Source organism: Tropicimonas omnivorans (genome assembly GCF_031846565.1).
Taxonomy (GTDB): Bacteria; Pseudomonadota; Alphaproteobacteria; order Rhodobacterales; family Rhodobacteraceae; genus Tropicimonas_B; species Tropicimonas_B omnivorans.
Genome location: NZ_JAVRHL010000003.1, coordinates 110,074 through 124,429, shown reverse-complemented (window position 1 = coordinate 124,429; position 14,356 = coordinate 110,074). Strand labels below are relative to the sequence as shown.

Annotated in this window: 13 protein-coding genes; 2 read left to right on the top strand and 11 right to left on the bottom strand. The window is 69.1% G+C overall.

Annotated features, from left to right (window positions below; all coding sequences use genetic code 11):
* Positions 1–25 precede the first annotated feature (25 nt).
* The 8 genes from putA to RM543_RS11100 all read right to left on the bottom strand — a co-directional run bounded on the left by putA (position 26) and on the right by RM543_RS11100 (position 9,826).
* Positions 26–3,526: a bifunctional proline dehydrogenase/L-glutamate gamma-semialdehyde dehydrogenase PutA gene (gene putA / locus RM543_RS11135; RefSeq protein WP_311691611.1), complete on the bottom strand. Its 3,501-nt coding sequence runs from the start codon at positions 3,524–3,526 to the stop codon at positions 26–28.
* Between the two features lie 93 nt (positions 3,527–3,619).
* The gene (rfbD, locus tag RM543_RS11130) at positions 3,620–4,477 is read right to left on the bottom strand and encodes a dTDP-4-dehydrorhamnose reductase (RefSeq protein ID WP_311691609.1); all 858 of its coding nucleotides are present in this window, start codon (positions 4,475–4,477) and stop codon (positions 3,620–3,622) included.
* The gene (gene rfbB, locus RM543_RS11125; protein ID WP_311691607.1) at positions 4,474–5,514 is read right to left on the bottom strand and encodes a dTDP-glucose 4,6-dehydratase; all 1,041 of its coding nucleotides are present in this window, start codon (positions 5,512–5,514) and stop codon (positions 4,474–4,476) included. Before rfbB ends, rfbD begins: the two co-directional genes overlap by 4 nt.
* On the bottom strand, positions 5,511–6,080 hold the full coding sequence (gene rfbC, locus RM543_RS11120) for a dTDP-4-dehydrorhamnose 3,5-epimerase (RefSeq protein ID WP_311691605.1): 570 nt from the start codon (positions 6,078–6,080) through the stop codon (positions 5,511–5,513). The genes rfbB and rfbC overlap by 4 nt, the downstream gene beginning before the upstream one ends.
* A gap of 141 nt (positions 6,081–6,221) precedes the next feature.
* On the bottom strand, positions 6,222–8,012 hold the full coding sequence (locus tag RM543_RS11115) for a SulP family inorganic anion transporter (RefSeq protein ID WP_311691603.1): 1,791 nt from the start codon (positions 8,010–8,012) through the stop codon (positions 6,222–6,224).
* A 7-nt stretch (positions 8,013–8,019) separates the two neighbouring features.
* Positions 8,020–8,934: an MBL fold metallo-hydrolase gene (locus tag RM543_RS11110; RefSeq protein ID WP_311691601.1), complete on the bottom strand. Its 915-nt coding sequence runs from the start codon at positions 8,932–8,934 to the stop codon at positions 8,020–8,022.
* Entirely contained in the window at positions 8,931–9,368 is a 438-nt protein-coding gene (locus tag RM543_RS11105) for a DUF6691 family protein (RefSeq protein WP_311691599.1), read from the bottom strand. Before RM543_RS11105 ends, RM543_RS11110 begins: the two co-directional genes overlap by 4 nt.
* Positions 9,368–9,826, bottom strand: a complete 459-nt coding sequence (locus RM543_RS11100) for a YeeE/YedE family protein (RefSeq protein ID WP_311691597.1) — start codon at positions 9,824–9,826, stop codon at positions 9,368–9,370. The genes RM543_RS11105 and RM543_RS11100 overlap by 1 nt, the downstream gene beginning before the upstream one ends.
* Before the next feature lie 76 nt (positions 9,827–9,902).
* Here RM543_RS11100 and RM543_RS11095 point away from each other — a divergent pair, with 76 nt between their 5' ends.
* Positions 9,903–10,217, top strand: coding sequence for an ArsR/SmtB family transcription factor (locus RM543_RS11095; protein WP_311691595.1), 315 nt, complete (start codon positions 9,903–9,905; stop codon positions 10,215–10,217).
* Positions 10,218–10,325: 108 nt separating this feature from the next.
* On the opposite strand, the gene RM543_RS11090 is transcribed toward RM543_RS11095, so the two are convergent.
* Positions 10,326–11,828, bottom strand: a complete 1,503-nt coding sequence (locus tag RM543_RS11090) for a CoA-acylating methylmalonate-semialdehyde dehydrogenase (RefSeq protein ID WP_311693338.1) — start codon at positions 11,826–11,828, stop codon at positions 10,326–10,328.
* 98 nt (positions 11,829–11,926) lie between these two features.
* Between RM543_RS11090 and RM543_RS11085 the strand changes: the two genes are divergently transcribed.
* On the top strand, positions 11,927–12,808 hold the full coding sequence (locus RM543_RS11085; RefSeq protein WP_311691593.1) for a LysR family transcriptional regulator: 882 nt from the start codon (positions 11,927–11,929) through the stop codon (positions 12,806–12,808).
* Here RM543_RS11085 and RM543_RS11080 read toward each other — a convergent pair.
* Positions 12,805–13,017, bottom strand: a complete 213-nt coding sequence (locus RM543_RS11080; protein ID WP_311691591.1) for a hypothetical protein — start codon at positions 13,015–13,017, stop codon at positions 12,805–12,807. The two genes, RM543_RS11085 and RM543_RS11080, sit on opposite strands and share 4 nt — an antisense overlap.
* Positions 13,018–13,128: 111 nt before the next feature.
* Positions 13,129–14,094 (bottom strand): formylglycine-generating enzyme family protein, encoded by a 966-nt coding sequence (locus RM543_RS11075; RefSeq protein WP_311691589.1) that lies wholly within the window; start codon positions 14,092–14,094, stop codon positions 13,129–13,131.
* Between the last annotated feature and the right edge of the window lie 262 nt (positions 14,095–14,356).

Below are 14,356 nucleotides of genomic sequence, written 5' to 3'. Positions count from 1 at the left end.
GAACCGGGCCGAGGGGGGCGAGGCGTCACCCCTCGCCGGCGCGCGCAAGGAGGGAGACGTTACCGCCGGCCGCCGTCGTATCGATGCAGACATGCCGTTCAAGCCGGGCACGGGCGGCCAGGTCCTCTTCGGTCCAGAGCGGCAGGATGGCTCCCTCCCGGCCGGCGAGCGCCACGCGGATCGCCCGGAGCCGCGCCTCATCCTCGCTCCAGCAAGCCACGCCGGCGAATCTTGTCAAACGCCGGAGCGCTTCGGCGGGCAAGCTGCCCTCCACGGCATCCGCCCCCGTCGCACCCGGTGTGACGAGCACGGCCGCGCAGCCCGCCCTGCGGGCCGTCTCCGCCTGCTCCGTCGACGCCGCGCGCCCCGGTCCGAGACAGAGCACCGTTCCGCGGCCGAGCGTCGTCAGGCGGTTGGTCTCCCCGGTCGGCCCCGGCATCTCCCGCACCTCGGCCTTGCGGCCCTCCGGCGGGCGGGCGGCGTCAATCGCAGCCTGAACCGACGCTTCGTCGGCGACCGGCCCCTCGACCTCTACCGCCGCCCGACGACCCGGAGCCGCGAGACGGACGACATAGGACGGCCCGCCTGCCTTCGGACCGGTTCCCGAAAGCCCCTCGCCACCGAAGGGCTGCGAGCCGACCACCGCACCGATTTGGTTTCGGTTGACGTAAGCGTTACCGACCCGGATCCGCTGCAGGACGTCCTGAACGCGGTTGTCGATCCGCGTATGCAGTCCGAAAGTCAGACCGTATCCGGCGCCGTTGATATCCTCGATCACCCGCTCGAGATCGTCCGCCTTGAACCTGGCGACGTGCAGCACCGGGCCGAAGACTTCCCGCTCCAGCTGCCCGATCCCGCCGACCTCGATGACGGCAGGCCCGACGAAATGCCCGCCTTCCGGCGCGGCGACTTGCTTGAGCAGGCGCCCTTCCTCGCGGGCGGCCTCGATATGGGCCTCGATCCCGGCCTTGGCGTCCGCTCCGATCACCGGCCCGACATCGGTCCGGATGTCCGACGGATCGCCGAGCCGGAGCAGATCCATCGCGCCGAAGAGCATGTCGAGAAGGGCATCGGCCACGTCGCTCTGCACGTAGAGGATGCGGCAGGCGGAGCAGCGCTGGCCCGCGGACTGGAAGGCGGAGGTGATGATGTCGCGAACGGCCTGCTCGTGCAGCGCGGTCGAATCGACCACCATCGCGTTCAGCCCGCCGGTTTCCGCGACGAGTGGCGACGTCGGGGCGGCATGGGCGGCGAGCGCCCGGCCGATCGATTGGGCCGTTCCCGTCGAGCCGGTGAAGAGCACACCGTCCACCCGCGGATCGGACACCAGGGGCACGCCCAGCGCGGCGCCGGTCCCGGGCAGGAATTGCAGCGCACCTCGCGGCACGCCGGCCTCGTGCAGAAGGTCCACGGCGAGCGCGGCGATGAGCGGCGTCGCTTCGGCGGGCTTTGCGAGAACCGCATTGCCGGCAGCGAGCGCCCCGGCGATCTGGCCGGTGAAGATCGCAAGCGGGAAGTTCCACGGGCTGATGCAGACGATCCGGCCCCGCGGGGGACCCGCGAGTTCGGTTCCTCGACGAGCGTAGTAGCGCAGGAAATCGACCGCCTCGCGCAGCTCGGCGACCGCGTCGGCGCGTGTCTTTCCGGCCTCGCGCGCGAGCAGATCGAAGATCTCCGCCGCCCGCGCCTCCATCAGGTCTGACGCTCTGACAAGCACCTCGGCGCGGCGCTCCGCCGGAGCGTCCCAAACAGTGGCGGCCTCGAATGCGGCCGTCGCCTCCTCAGGGGTCGCTTCGCGCACGGACCCGACGCGGGCGCCTGTCGAGGGGTTTGCGATGTTGATCGGGGCGGGCCCGCCCAGTGGCTCGATCGCCAGACGCGGGCCCGCCTCGGGCTCGGCCTCCGCCTCTGCCACGGCGGTCTCCAGAGCGTGCAGCGCGGCCCGGTCGTCGAGGTCCCATCCCATGGCCGCCCTGCGATCCGGAGCGTAGATGTCAGCGGGCCGAACCACGGCGCGGTTCTCGCCGGCCGCCTCGACAGCGGCAAAGGGATCCGCCGCGACCTTCTCCGGAGCGACGGACTCGTCGGTAAGCTGGTTCACGAAGGAGCTGTTCGCGCCATTCTCCAGAAGGCGCCGAACGAGATAGGCGAGCAGATCGCGGTGCGCCCCGACCGGCGCGTAGATGCGGCATCGCGTCCCCTCGCGCGCCATGACCGCATCGTGAATGGCGCTGCCCATGCCATGAAGCCGCTGGAATTCGAACCCGTCCCGATCGTTCCCGGCCATCTCCACCACGGTCGCGATGGAGTGCGCGTTGTGGGTGGCGAATTGCGGGTAGATCCGGTCACGTGCCTCAAGCAGCCGATGGGCACAGCGCAGCCAGGAGACGTCGCTGGCCGGCTTGCGGGTGAAGACCGGGAACGTGTCCAGTCCGAGCTCCTGCGCCCGCTTGATTTCGGTATCCCAGTAGGCCCCCTTCACCAGACGCACGCAGATCCGACGCCCGGCCGCTTCGGCCGCATCGTGCAGCCAGTCGATGGCGGGGCCGGCGCGGAGACCGTAGGCTTGAGCCACGAAGCCAAGCCCATCCCACCCCGACAGGGCCGGATCGCGCAGCAGCGCGCCGAAGACGTCCAGCGTCATCTCGAGGCGCCCCGATTCCTCAGCGTCGATATTGAGGCCGATCCCGGCTTTCGCGGCATCTCCGGCAAGCTCCGCAACGCGGGGAACGAGCGCGGCGACGGCAGCCTCCCGGTGGGTTTCCTCGAAGCGCGGGTGAAGCGCGGAGAGCTTGATCGAGATGCCCGGATCCTTGGTCGGACCGCGCCCCTTCGCGGCGCCGGCGATCCGCTCGATGGCGGACTTGTAGGACGCGAAATAGGCATCGGCGTCCCCTTGCGTCATCGCGGCCTCGCCGAGCATGTCGAAGCTGTGCGTATAGCCTTGCCGCTGCTGCGATTTCGCGCGGGAGAGGGCTTCGCCCATGTCCCGGCCGAGGACGAACTGAGCGCCCATCACGCGCATCGCCTGCCGCGCCGCTCTCGAGATGGCGGGTTCACCCAGCCGCCTCACGGCGCCGCGGAGGGTGCCTGCGATCCCGCCGCCGTCATCTTCCTTGAGGATACGTCCGGTGAGCATCAGCGCCCAAGTCGACGCGTTGACGAGCGAGGAGGAGGAACGACCAAGATGCGTGCCCCATTCGGACGGCGCGATCTTGTCCTCGATGAGCGCGTCCATGGTGGGCGAGTCGGGCACCCGCAAAAGCGCCTCGGCGAGGCACATGAGGGCCACGCCCTCCTGCGTCGAGAGGCCGTATTCGGCGAGCATCGCCTCCATCAGGCCCGGATCGCCGTCCGAGCGGACCTTGCGGACGAGGTCAGCGGCGCGGGTCCCGGCCCGGGCGAGCAGGTCGGACGGGACCGGGTCCCGCGCCGCGAGATCGGCCAGGACATCCGCTTCGCTCTTGAGGTGGGCGGCGCGGATCGCGTCTCGCCCCGGAAGTCTCAGGTCGGTGTCGAGGGCCATCGGTCACGCTCCTGTCCGCTTTGGTCAGGCGACATGATCGGGGCGGACCTGCCCGCGGTCAAACACCTATTCGTCCGCTGGCATCTCCGATCCTCAGGCCCACTCGGACCGCTCGGACATCTCCGACAGGACCTCGCGCAGCGCCGACGCCCAGTCCGGCCGCTCGAGGCCGAAGCGATGGAGTGTGCCGCAGTCGAGCCGGGAGTTCATCGGACGCCGCGCCGGCGTGGGATATTGCGATGACGGGATCGGCGTGACGGTCGTGGACCGCCCCGACTGGCGGAAGATCTCTTCGGCGAAGCCGGCCCAGCTTACATCGGGTGCGCCGCTGAAATGATAGGTTCCGGCGAGGGACGGATCGCGCGCGAGCCGGGATGCGATGGTCAGGCAGGCCTCGGCGATGGCGCCGGCCGGGGTCGGCCCGCCGATCTGATCGCCGACGATGGAGAGCATGTCCCGCGTTGCGGACAGGCGCAGCATGGAGGCGACGAAGTTGCCGCCATGAGCGCTGAAGACCCAGCTCGTGCGCAGGATCGCGTGGACCCCGCCGGCCGCCCGGACGCCCTCTTCGCCGGCGAGCTTGGTGCGGCCGTAGGCGCCGAGCGGGGCGGTCCCGTCCTCCGGCGAAAACGGCGTCTCGCCGTCTCCTGCGAAGACATAATCGGTGGAGACGTGAACGAAGGGGCAGCCCACGTCGGCGGAGGCGCGGGCCAGGGCGGCGGGGGCGTCCGCGTTGATGCGGCGGGCCGTGTCCTCGTCGCTCTCGGCGCGGTCGACGGCCGTATAGGCGGCGGCGTTGATGACGGCGGTCGGCCGATGATACCGGATCAGCCGCGCGCAGCCCTCGGGGCGCGTCAGGTCGGCATCCTCGCGGCCGAGACAGAGGGCATCCGGCGCGCGGCGGGCAATTTCACGGGCGAGTTGTCCCGACTTGCCGAAGACGAGGATCATGCCGCCATCCCCATCCGCTCCCCTGCCCCGCTCCTCGTCATGAGCGGACGCCACCAGTCCTTGTTCACGATGTACCACCGCACCGTCTGCCGCAGCCCCTCCGCAAGAGAGATGGACGGCCGCCAGCCGAGTTCCTCGCGGATCCGGGCGGGATCGATCGCGTAGCGGGCATCGTGGCCGGGACGGTCCTCCACGAACCGGATCAGGGAGGAATGCGGCGCCCAGGCGGGGCGCTCCTCGTCGAGGATGGCGCAGATCGTGTGGACGAGGTCGATATTGCGGGCCTCGTTCTCGCCGCCGATCGCGTAGCTTCGTCCGTCCTGCCCCTCGTTCAGCACCTCGAGGAGCGCGTCGGCGTGATCCTCCACGTGCAGCCAGTCCCTTACGTTCCGTCCGGCGCCGTAGACCGGAATCGCCTCCCCTGCCAGCGCCTTGAGGATCACGACGGGGATCAGCTTGTCGGGAAACTGGAAGGGACCGTAATTGTTCGAGCAATTGGTCAGAACCATGGGCAGGCCGTAGGTCTCGTGCCATGCGCGCACCAGATGGTCCGACGCCGCCTTGGTCGCCGAATAGGGCGATCGCGGGTCGTAGCGGGTGTCTTCGGTGAACGCCCCCGTGGCGCCGAGGGAGCCGAAGACCTCGTCGGTCGAGATGTGGTGGAACCGGAAGCCGTCCGGCCTGCCCCGCTGGGTCCAGTGGGTGCGGGCGGCCTCGAGGAGGTGAAAGGTGCCCATCACGTTCGTCTCGACGAACGCGCCCGGCCCGTCGATGGAGCGGTCGACATGGCTTTCGGCCGCGAGGTGCATCACCGCGTCCGGGCTATGCTCCGCGAAGATCGCATCGAGGCGTCCGCGATCCCTGATATCGGCGCGCTCCAGCGTGTAGCGCCCGGTTTCTGCGGCACGGCCCGTATTCGCTTCGCAGGCCGCGTAGGTCATCGCATCCACGTTCACCACCTCATGTCCGCGGGCGACGGCGAGGCGCACGACCGCGGATCCGATGAAGCCCGCACCGCCCGTGATCAGGATCCTCATGCCGGAACTCCCGCGTGGACGAACGGCGATTCGAAGGCGCTGAACCGAACGGCTGCCGCATCCTTTTCCGACAGAAGCGGCGCCAGGCCCGTCTTCGGCCATTCGATCCCGCAGCTTTGCCAGTGCACCGTGCCATCGCAGTCCGGCGCGTAGTGGTCGGAGCACTTGTAGACGATCTCGGTATCGTCCTCGAGCGACATGAAGCCGTGCAGGAAGCCCTCCGGAATGAACAATTGCCGTCCGTTCTCGAAGGACAGCTCATACCCGACCCAGTGCCCGTAGCTCGGCGAGCCGGCCCGCGCGTCGACGGCGACGTCGAACAGGCGTCCCCTGCCGCAGCGCACGAGCTTGGCCTGCGCATGGGGGGGCGACTGGTAATGCAGCCCCCTGACCGTCCCGGCGGCGTGGGAGAGCGAGTGATTGTCCTGCACGAACTCCGTCTCGATCCCCGCCTTGCGCAAAGCGTCGCGGCGATAGGTCTCGGCAAAGAACCCCCGGACATCCCCGAAGCGCTTCGGCGCTATGAGGAAGACCCCGTCCAGTTTCGTCCGCTTAACGTCGACCACAGCGCGACCCTCCATCCGTTCTCGGACCGAGCCATCGCACGACAGGGCTTTCAACGAGGTTAACGGCCCCGGAATTTCAGCTGGTGCTCAGCGGCCCGCGCAGGTTCTCCCCCGGACCGAGGCCCGGGTCTGATCGAGAGGTCAGTCCGGCAGCGCAGGGCGCTCCGGCGAGGGGCGGCGCGCGTCGATGACCGGTCGGGGCGCGGCATCGGCGAGAGCCGTCATGTCGGGCGCCAGTGCCGTCATCGCCTCGTGGTGGGACAGGAACACCGTTCCGCCCAGGTGCTCGATGAAATCGGTGCGCGCGAGCCGATCCATCACCGGCCCCTTCACTTCGGACAGATGCAGCGCGATCCCCTGATCCGCAAGCCGCGCGCGCGACCGCTCCAGGCTTTCGAGCGCACTGGCGTCGACGCTGTTCACCGCGGCGCAGTTCAGGACGAGGTGCCGCAGCCTGTGGCGCCCCGCCACCGCATCCTGCAGGACGTCCTCCACCGCCCGCGCATTGCCGAACCAGATCGAACTGTCGATCCTGAGCGACAGGACGGACGGGTCCATCGCCACGTCGTGCCTCAGGCGATTGCGGAAATGCCGCGTCCCGGGCACCTGCCCGATCTCCGCCACGTGCGGCCGGGAGCCGCGCCAGAGATGCAGGAGAAGCGAGAGCGAGACGCCGGCGAGGATCCCTGCCTCCACACCGACCCCGAGCGTCACGAGAATCGTACCGGCCATGGCGATGAAGTCGATCCGGGAATAGCGCCAGGTCCGCAGGAGGGCGCCGAAATCGACGAGCGACAGCACCGCCACGATGATCGTCGCGGCGAGGACGGCGACGGGCAGGTTCCGCAGGAGCGGCGTCAGGAAAAGCGAGGCCAGGGCGATGCCGATGGCGGTATAGGCGCCGGCGGCCGGCGTCTCGGCCCCCGCATCGTGGTTCACGACCGAGCGCGCGAAGCCGCCCGTGACGGGGTAGCCGGCCGAGACCGCCGCGGCGAGGTTCGCCATGCCGATGCCGATCAGCTCCTGGTCGGGCCGGATCGACTGGCGCTTCTTCGCCGCCAGCGTCTGGGCGACGGAGACCGACTCGACGAACCCCACCACGGAGATGAGGAACGCCGCCGGCAGAAGGCGCGCCCAGAGCGCAAGGTCTGCCCCCGGCAGGGACAGGGGCGGCAAGCCCCGCGGCACGTCCCCCACGACCGCGACGCCCCGACCGGCAAGGCCCAGGAGGATCACCGCGAGGATCGACAGGACCACAGCCACCACCGGCGCCGTCCGAGCGAGGAGCGCCGCACGCCGCTCCGGCATTCCGGCCCGCCTCAGCACGTAGGGCAGGCGCGACCGCGCGTAGAAGAGAAAGCCGATCGTCGCCCCGCCGATGACGAGCGTGGGCCAGTTCGTTTCCGGCAAGGCCACGAGAAGCGCTTGGATCGTTTCGGGGAATGTCCCGCCACCGGCGGAGACGCCGAGGACATGGCGCACCTGCGATGCCGCGATGAGAAGACCGGACGCTGTTATGAACCCCGAGATCACCGGATGCGACAGCAGGTTCGCGAGAAACCCGAGACGAAAGAGCCCCATCGCCAGAAGGATTGCGCCCGACAGGAGCGCCAGCGCCACCGTCGCCTCGATATAGGCCGCGCTTCCGGGCACCGCGACGGCCCCCGCAGCGCTCGCCGTCAGAAGCGAGATCACCGCGACCGGCCCGACCGCGAGGGAGCGCGACGTGCCGAAGATCGCGTAGAGCGCCAGCGGCAGGATCGAGGCGTAAAGGCCCGCCACCGGCGGCAATCCCGCGAGCATGGCATAGGCCAGCGATTGCGGGATCAGCATGATCGTGACGATCACCGCGGCCACGAGATCGCCGGTCAGGGCCGCGCGGTCGTAGCGGCGGCCCCAGTCGAACACGGGCAGGTACCTCTCGAGGCTCATCCGGGGATCAGAACTTGTTCACGGGGATCTTGAGGTAGGACGTCCCGTCCGCCTCCGGCTCCGGCAGGCGACCGCCGCGCAGGTTGATCTGGAGCGCAGCGAAGATCCGGTTGGGCAGCGCCAGCGTGGCATCGCGCGCGTCTCGCCGGTCGATGTAGTCCTGCCTCTTCGTGCCGTCCTTCACATGCGGATTGCGCGCCTTGTGCTCCGCGACCGTCGCCTCCCATTCCGGCTCCCGCCGCTCGGAGGTGCCGTAATCGTGGCCGACGAAGCAGCGCGTCTGCGGCGGCAGGGCGAGGATCGCCTGGATCGAGTCCCAGAGCTCCTCCGTCGTGCCGCCCGGAAAATCGGCGCGGGAGGTCCCTACGTCCGGCTGCATCAGAGTGTCATGCGTGAACGCCGCGTCCCCGCAGACATAGCTGATCGAGCCGAGCGTATGGCCGGGCGAGAGCATCACCTGCATCTCGAGCTGGCCCAGCGGGATCCTCTCTCCCTCGGCGAAGAGCCGGTCGTAGTCCCGGGTGACGTCGAACGCGCCGGGCATGTTGTAGATGCCCTCCCAGATCGTGGCGATCCGGGGGACGAGGGCACCGATCCCGGTCGGCGCTCCAGTCCGTTTGCCCGCAATCGCGGAGGCCGTGACGTGATCGGCATGGGGGTGCGTGTCGAGCACCCAAATGACGTTCAGCCCCTCCCGGCGGGCCAGCGCAAGCACCTGGTCGAGGCTCTCGGTGGAGAAGCGGTAATGCTTGGGATCGAGGTTCCAGACGATGTCGATCAGGGCCGCGTCCTTCGTCGCGGGATCGGCGCAGACATACTGGATCGACCCGGTATCGGGCTCGTAGATCCCCCAGACATCGGGGCTGCCCGCCCCGCGGCTCGGCGAATGCCGGACGATACGCTCTTTGAGGGGAGAGGTCATGGTTCGGTCTTTCGTGACGAGAAGGAGAGAGTGCCCGCCCGCGCGCCGAGCCACAGGCCGATCAGCATGGCGGGCACGAAGAGGAGCGTGCCGGGCGCGCCGAGCGGCAGCGCGGTGAGGGCGGGACCGGGACAGAAACCGCCGATCCCCCAGCCGAGCCCGAAGAGCGCGGAGCCCGCGATCAGGTTGCGGTCGATGCCGCTTGTGGCGGGGATGTCGTACTCAGTGCCGAGGACAGGCGACGGCCGTCGCAGGACGAGGCGGTAGCCGATGAAGGCGGTCGTCGTCGCTCCGCCCATGACGAAGGCGAGGGACGGGTCCCACGTGCCGAAGAGATCGAGGAAGTTGAGGACCTTGGCCGGGTCCGCCATGCCCGAAACGATCAATCCAAGGCCGAAGAGGAGGCCCGCGATGAACCCGAAGACGGGCCGCATCACGCGGCTCCCAGGGCGTGGCGGAGGACGAAGACCGTGGCGAAGGCGACCACCATGAACGTTCCCACCGCCGCGAAGGACCGCCGCGAGAGCCGCGCCAGCCCGCAGACGCCGTGTCCGGACGTGCAGCCCGATCCGAGCGCCGTTCCGACCCCGACGAGAAGGCCCGCGAGGATCATCGGAAGGGGAGCCTCCGGCACCGTCTGCGGCACCCCACCGCCAGCGACTGTCACGAGGACCGGCGCCGCGAGAAGCCCCAGGAGGAACGTCGCGCGCCAGTCGCGGCCGTCCCGTCCCCCTGCCCCCGGAAGGATCGCCCCGAGCGTGCCACGCGTGATCCCGGCGATCCCCGCGATCCGGCCGAACAGCGCCATGACCATGACCGCCGAAAGCCCGATCATCACCCCGCCCCCGAGCGAGGCCAGGGGTGTGAAGGGGGTGATCGCGTTTGTTTCCATGCCCTGTCGCTCCAGACTTGCCCTTCCGGACTGCGACAGCTATCTATTAGCAGACCCTAAATCAGTCAACGCTAATATGACGCTCCCTTGCGGCCCTTCCATCGACGCTCTCGAAGCGCGTGCGGACCACGTCGCCGCGCGCCTGTCGCTCATGGCGAACACCAAGCGGCTGCTGATCCTGTGCGAGCTGTCGAAGGGGGAGCGCACGGTGGGCGTCCTGCAAAGGACCGTGGGCCTCAGCCAGTCGGCCCTCTCCCAGCACCTTGCGAAGATGCGAGAGGCGGGCATGGTCGCCACCCGCCGCGAGGGTCAGGCCATCCACTACCGCATCGACGATCCGCAGATTGAGGCCGTGATGGCCGCGCTCTACGAGACATTCTGCGGCGGATGACCACGGCCCGCCAGCGCCAGGGCGGCATCGCCTCCCTGAAGCGCCCGCCGGCCCCGCATCCTTGACGGTGCGGGGCCGGACCGTGGTCCGGATCACCGAAGGACCGGTTTATCCAAGCGTCGGCATGGAGAACTCGGCATCGGTGCGCACGCCCGTCGGCCAGCGCATCGTCGTGGTCTTGATCCGGGTGTAGAAGCGCACGCCCTCCATCCCGTGCATGGCATGATCGGAGAAGATGGAATCCTTCCAGCCGCCGAAGGAATGGAACGCCATCGGCACCGGGATCGGCACGTTCACACCGACCATGCCGACTTCGATGTCCTGCGCGAAACGGCGCCCGGCATCGCCGTCGCGGGTGAAGATCGCGGTCCCGTTGGCGTAGTTGTGCGCGTGGATCAGGTCGACCGCCTCCTGGTAGGACGCGCGACGCACCATCGACAGGACCGGGCCGAAGATCTCCTCCTTCCAGACGTCCATCTGGGGCTCTACCCGGTCGATCAGCGTCCCGCCGATGTAGTACCCGTTCTCGAAGCCCTGCTTGTCCTGGCGGAAGTCGCGCCCGTCGACGACGATCTGCGCGCCCTCCTCCTCGCCGCGTCCGATCAGACCGCGCACCTTCTCGAGATGCTCCTTCGTCACGAGCGGACCCATCTCCGAGGCGCTGTCCGTCGAGGGACCGATCTTCAGCGCCTCGATCTTCGGCACCAGTTTCTCGATCAGCGCATCGGCAACCGCGTCCGTCACCGGAACCGCGACGGACACCGCCATGCAGCGCTCACCGGCGGAGCCGAACGCAGCGCCCATCAGGGCATTTGCAGCCATGTCGAGATCGGCGTCGGGCATGATCACGGCATGGTTCTTGGCGCCGCCCAGGGCCTGCACCCGCTTGCCGTTCGCGGTGCCCGTGCGGTGGATGTACTTCGCAATGGGGGTGGAGCCGACGAAGGAGATCGCGCGGACATCGGGATTCTCCAGAAGCGCGTCGACCGCCTCCTTGCCGCCCTGCACCACGTTGAAGACGCCGTCCGGCAGGCCCGCTTCGGTCAGCCATTCGGCGATCAGGAGCGACGCCGACGGGTCCCGCTCCGAGGGCTTGAGGACGAAGGTGTTGCCGCAGGCAAGCGCGACGGGGAACATCCACATCGGCACCATGGCCGGGAAGTTGAACGGCGTGATCCCGGCGACGACACCGAGGGGCGAGCGCACCGAGTAGCTGTCCACGCCGGAGCCCACATTGGCGGAGAAGTCGCCCTGGAGGTGGGTCGGGATGCCGACGGCGAACTCGACCACCTCGAGGCCGCGCGTCACCTCGCCCACTGCATCCTCATGGGTCTTGCCGTGCTCGGCTGAGATCGCCTCGGCAAGGTCCGCCATGCGCTCCCAGAGGATCGTCTTGAATTGGGAGAGGACGCGGGCGCGTTTCAGAGGGGTCTGCCCGGACCAGTCCGGAAACGCCTCCTTCGCGGCGGCAACGGCGGCGTCCACCTCTCCGCGGGAGGCAAGCGCGACGTCGGCTGCGACGTCCCCGGTGGCGGGATTGTAGACGGGCTGGCTATTCCCGGACGTGCCGGCGGTGCGGGCGCCGGAGATGTAGTGACCGATCTCGGACATGCTCATGGATCCTCTCCCTAACTGTGATGGCGGCGACGATTGCACAGCCATGACCGCATAGAAATAGACGTCAGCGGCGATCCGTTATACGCAAATGTATGGACTGGGATGATGCGAAGTTTTTCCTCGCCGTCGCGCGGGAGGGGCAGATGCTGGGCGCCGCGAAGCGCCTCGGCACGTCACAGGCCCGCCTGTCGCGGCGGGTCTCGGCGCTGGAGGAGGCCGTCGGCGCTCGGCTTCTCGAACGCACCACCCGCGGATCGGAGCTGACCGAGGACGGACGGATCATCTTCGAGGCGGCGGAGCGGATGGAGGCCGAGATGCTGGAGAGCCTCGCACGCCTCCAGGGGCGCCGGGGCGAGGTGCGCGGAACGATTCGGATCGGCGCTCCGGACGGGTTCGGCGCGGCCTTCCTCGCCCCCCGTCTCCATCGCCTGACCCATATCTATCCCGACCTGCGCGTCGAGCTCGTGCCGATGCCGCACGCCTTCTCCCTGTCGCGGCGGGAAGCGGATATCGCGGTGATGGTCGGCCGGCCCGATCGAGGGCGGCTCAGGGTCCAGCGCCTCGCCGACTATACGCTGAGGTGCTACGCTTCGGCGGGATATCTCGCACGGTGCGGCACCCCCGCCACCCCTGCCGATCTCGAGGGGCACGACCTCGTCGGGTATGTCGAGGACATGATCCCGACCTCCGAGCTGGCCTATGCCGGTGAGATCCTGCCCGGCTGGCGCTCCCGGATCGAGGTCTCCACCGCCGTTGGCCAGCTCGCCGCCGTCCGCTCGGGCGCCGGGATCGGCATCGTGCACGACTTCATGGCCGCCGGATCGGACCTCGTGCCGGTCCTGCCGGGCCACATCGTGACGCGGACCTACTGGATGGCGTGGCACGAGAACCTCCGCGTGGCGCAGCGCGTGCGGATCGCCGCGGAGTTCATCGAGGCACAGGTGCGGGAGGCGCGGACGCTCTTCCGGCCCTAATCCTCGCCGGGGGGCGGGCCGGGATCGAATGCGATGAGAAGCTGGTGGATCAGGTAGATCGCCGCCGCTCCCGACAGCGCGGCCCAGGCCCAGGCCTCGCGCAGGACCTCCGAGATCGCCCAGGCGCATACCAGCGCCACGATCAGGACGCGCAGCCACAGCGGACGCAGGCTGTGGCTCTGGACGTCGAAGAGACCGGGGCGTTTCATCGGCTCACAAAAAAGCTGTCTGACATGGCGGGGATCCTGACGTTCGGGCGATGGGAAGTCGAGGCCCGAACTGCGGACCGGCGGCGGCGCCCCGGAACCGGGGCCCGCAGGCTACAGGTCCGCCGCCACCCGGAACCCCGCGTTGCTCGTCGAGCTGTCGGGGTCGTTCCGGGTGCGGGAATGGACGTGGTAGCGGTCGCAGTAGCTCTCGTGGCAGAGGAACGAGCCGCCGCGCTGGATCCGCGCCGTTCCCTCCGCCGGCCCCTCCGGGTCGCGCTCCGGCATGCGTCCCGGCGCCGGACGGGGGCCATGTCGGTCCGCCACCCATTCCCAGACATTCCCGGTCATGTTCATCATGCCGTAGCCGTTCGGCTCGAAGGCGGTCACGGGCGCGGTGCCGATGAAGCCGTCCTCGGCGATGTTCTCATCCGGGAACCGGCCCTGCCAGACGTTCATCCGGTGCACCCCGCCCGGCTCGCGCTGATTGCCCCAGGGAAACTTCAGGCGCGCCTTGCCGCCCCGCGCGGCGCGCTCCCATTCGGCCTCCCGCGGCAGGCGAAAGCCCGCCCAGCGGCAATAGGCAACCGCATCGTACCAGGCGAGATGGACCGCCGGGTGATCGGCGCGCCCGTCCCACGTGCTGCCGGGGCCTTCGGGGGCGGCCCATGTCGCGCCCTCGACCTGGCGCCACCAGCGAAGGCCGGGGGGAAACTTCCCGAAGCGCTCGGGGTCGCTCAGGAGCAGGTGGAACACGAAACTCCAACCGAACCTTTCGGCCAGGGTCCGATAGCCGGTCGCCTCCACGAAGCGGGCATAGTCGGCGTTGGTCACGGCGACGGGGGACATCAGGAACGGAGAAATGCGGACCTTGCGGCGCGGCGCGTCGAGATCGCCCGGGTAGGTGGACGTGCGCGCTCCCATCTCGAAGATGCCGCCGGGGATCTCCGTCAGCCTTGCCCTGAGCTCGGCCCGTACAGCCTCGGAGGCAGGCATGACGGCCTCCACGGCGGCGACATGCTCCGCATCCCCGTCAGGGGCGCCCGCTCCCGCGCCGATGCAGCATCCCTGTCCCGACATGGCTCCTTCCGCGCTGTCCGCTGCCCGTCCCTACTCCGGCGCCGCGGAAAAGAGAACCGGGCGCGGGCCGGCATGTCCGCAACGTGCACGATTCGTCATCGCCCGCGCCGAAAGCGCCCATTTCCGGCTCAATGAAGGCAGGACCCGGCCCGTATCGATAACCTTTCGCCGGAATTCAGCCTTGACCGTGGAGGGTCGGTCGCTTCAAACTGATTAAACGATTTACCCCGGCGGCGACTCATTCGCCCCCGGACAACGGCAG

What these genes read in the sequence shown, in the direction of transcription:
- RM543_RS11080 (WP_311691591.1), bottom strand. Translation starts at nt 13,017, where the DNA reads ATGAAACGCCCCGGTCTCTTCGACGTCCAGAGCCACAGCCTGCGTCCG.
- RM543_RS11110 (WP_311691601.1), bottom strand. Translation starts at nt 8,934, where the DNA reads ATGACCTCTCCCCTCAAAGAGCGTATCGTCCGGCATTCGCCGAGCCGC.
- RM543_RS11090 (WP_311693338.1), bottom strand. Translation starts at nt 11,828, where the DNA reads ATGTCCGAGATCGGTCACTACATCTCCGGCGCCCGCACCGCCGGCACG.
- RM543_RS11105 (WP_311691599.1), bottom strand. Translation starts at nt 9,368, where the DNA reads ATGCGGCCCGTCTTCGGGTTCATCGCGGGCCTCCTCTTCGGCCTTGGA.
- rfbD (WP_311691609.1), bottom strand. Translation starts at nt 4,477, where the DNA reads ATGATCCTCGTCTTCGGCAAGTCGGGACAACTCGCCCGTGAAATTGCC.
- RM543_RS11115 (WP_311691603.1), bottom strand. Translation starts at nt 8,012, where the DNA reads ATGAGCCTCGAGAGGTACCTGCCCGTGTTCGACTGGGGCCGCCGCTAC.
- RM543_RS11075 (WP_311691589.1), bottom strand. Translation starts at nt 14,094, where the DNA reads ATGTCGGGACAGGGATGCTGCATCGGCGCGGGAGCGGGCGCCCCTGAC.
- rfbB (WP_311691607.1), bottom strand. Translation starts at nt 5,514, where the DNA reads ATGAGGATCCTGATCACGGGCGGTGCGGGCTTCATCGGATCCGCGGTC.
- RM543_RS11085 (WP_311691593.1), top strand. Translation starts at nt 11,927, where the DNA reads ATGGACTGGGATGATGCGAAGTTTTTCCTCGCCGTCGCGCGGGAGGGG.
- RM543_RS11095 (WP_311691595.1), top strand. Translation starts at nt 9,903, where the DNA reads ATGACGCTCCCTTGCGGCCCTTCCATCGACGCTCTCGAAGCGCGTGCG.
- RM543_RS11100 (WP_311691597.1), bottom strand. Translation starts at nt 9,826, where the DNA reads ATGGAAACAAACGCGATCACCCCCTTCACACCCCTGGCCTCGCTCGGG.
- putA (WP_311691611.1), bottom strand. Translation starts at nt 3,526, where the DNA reads ATGGCCCTCGACACCGACCTGAGACTTCCGGGGCGAGACGCGATCCGC.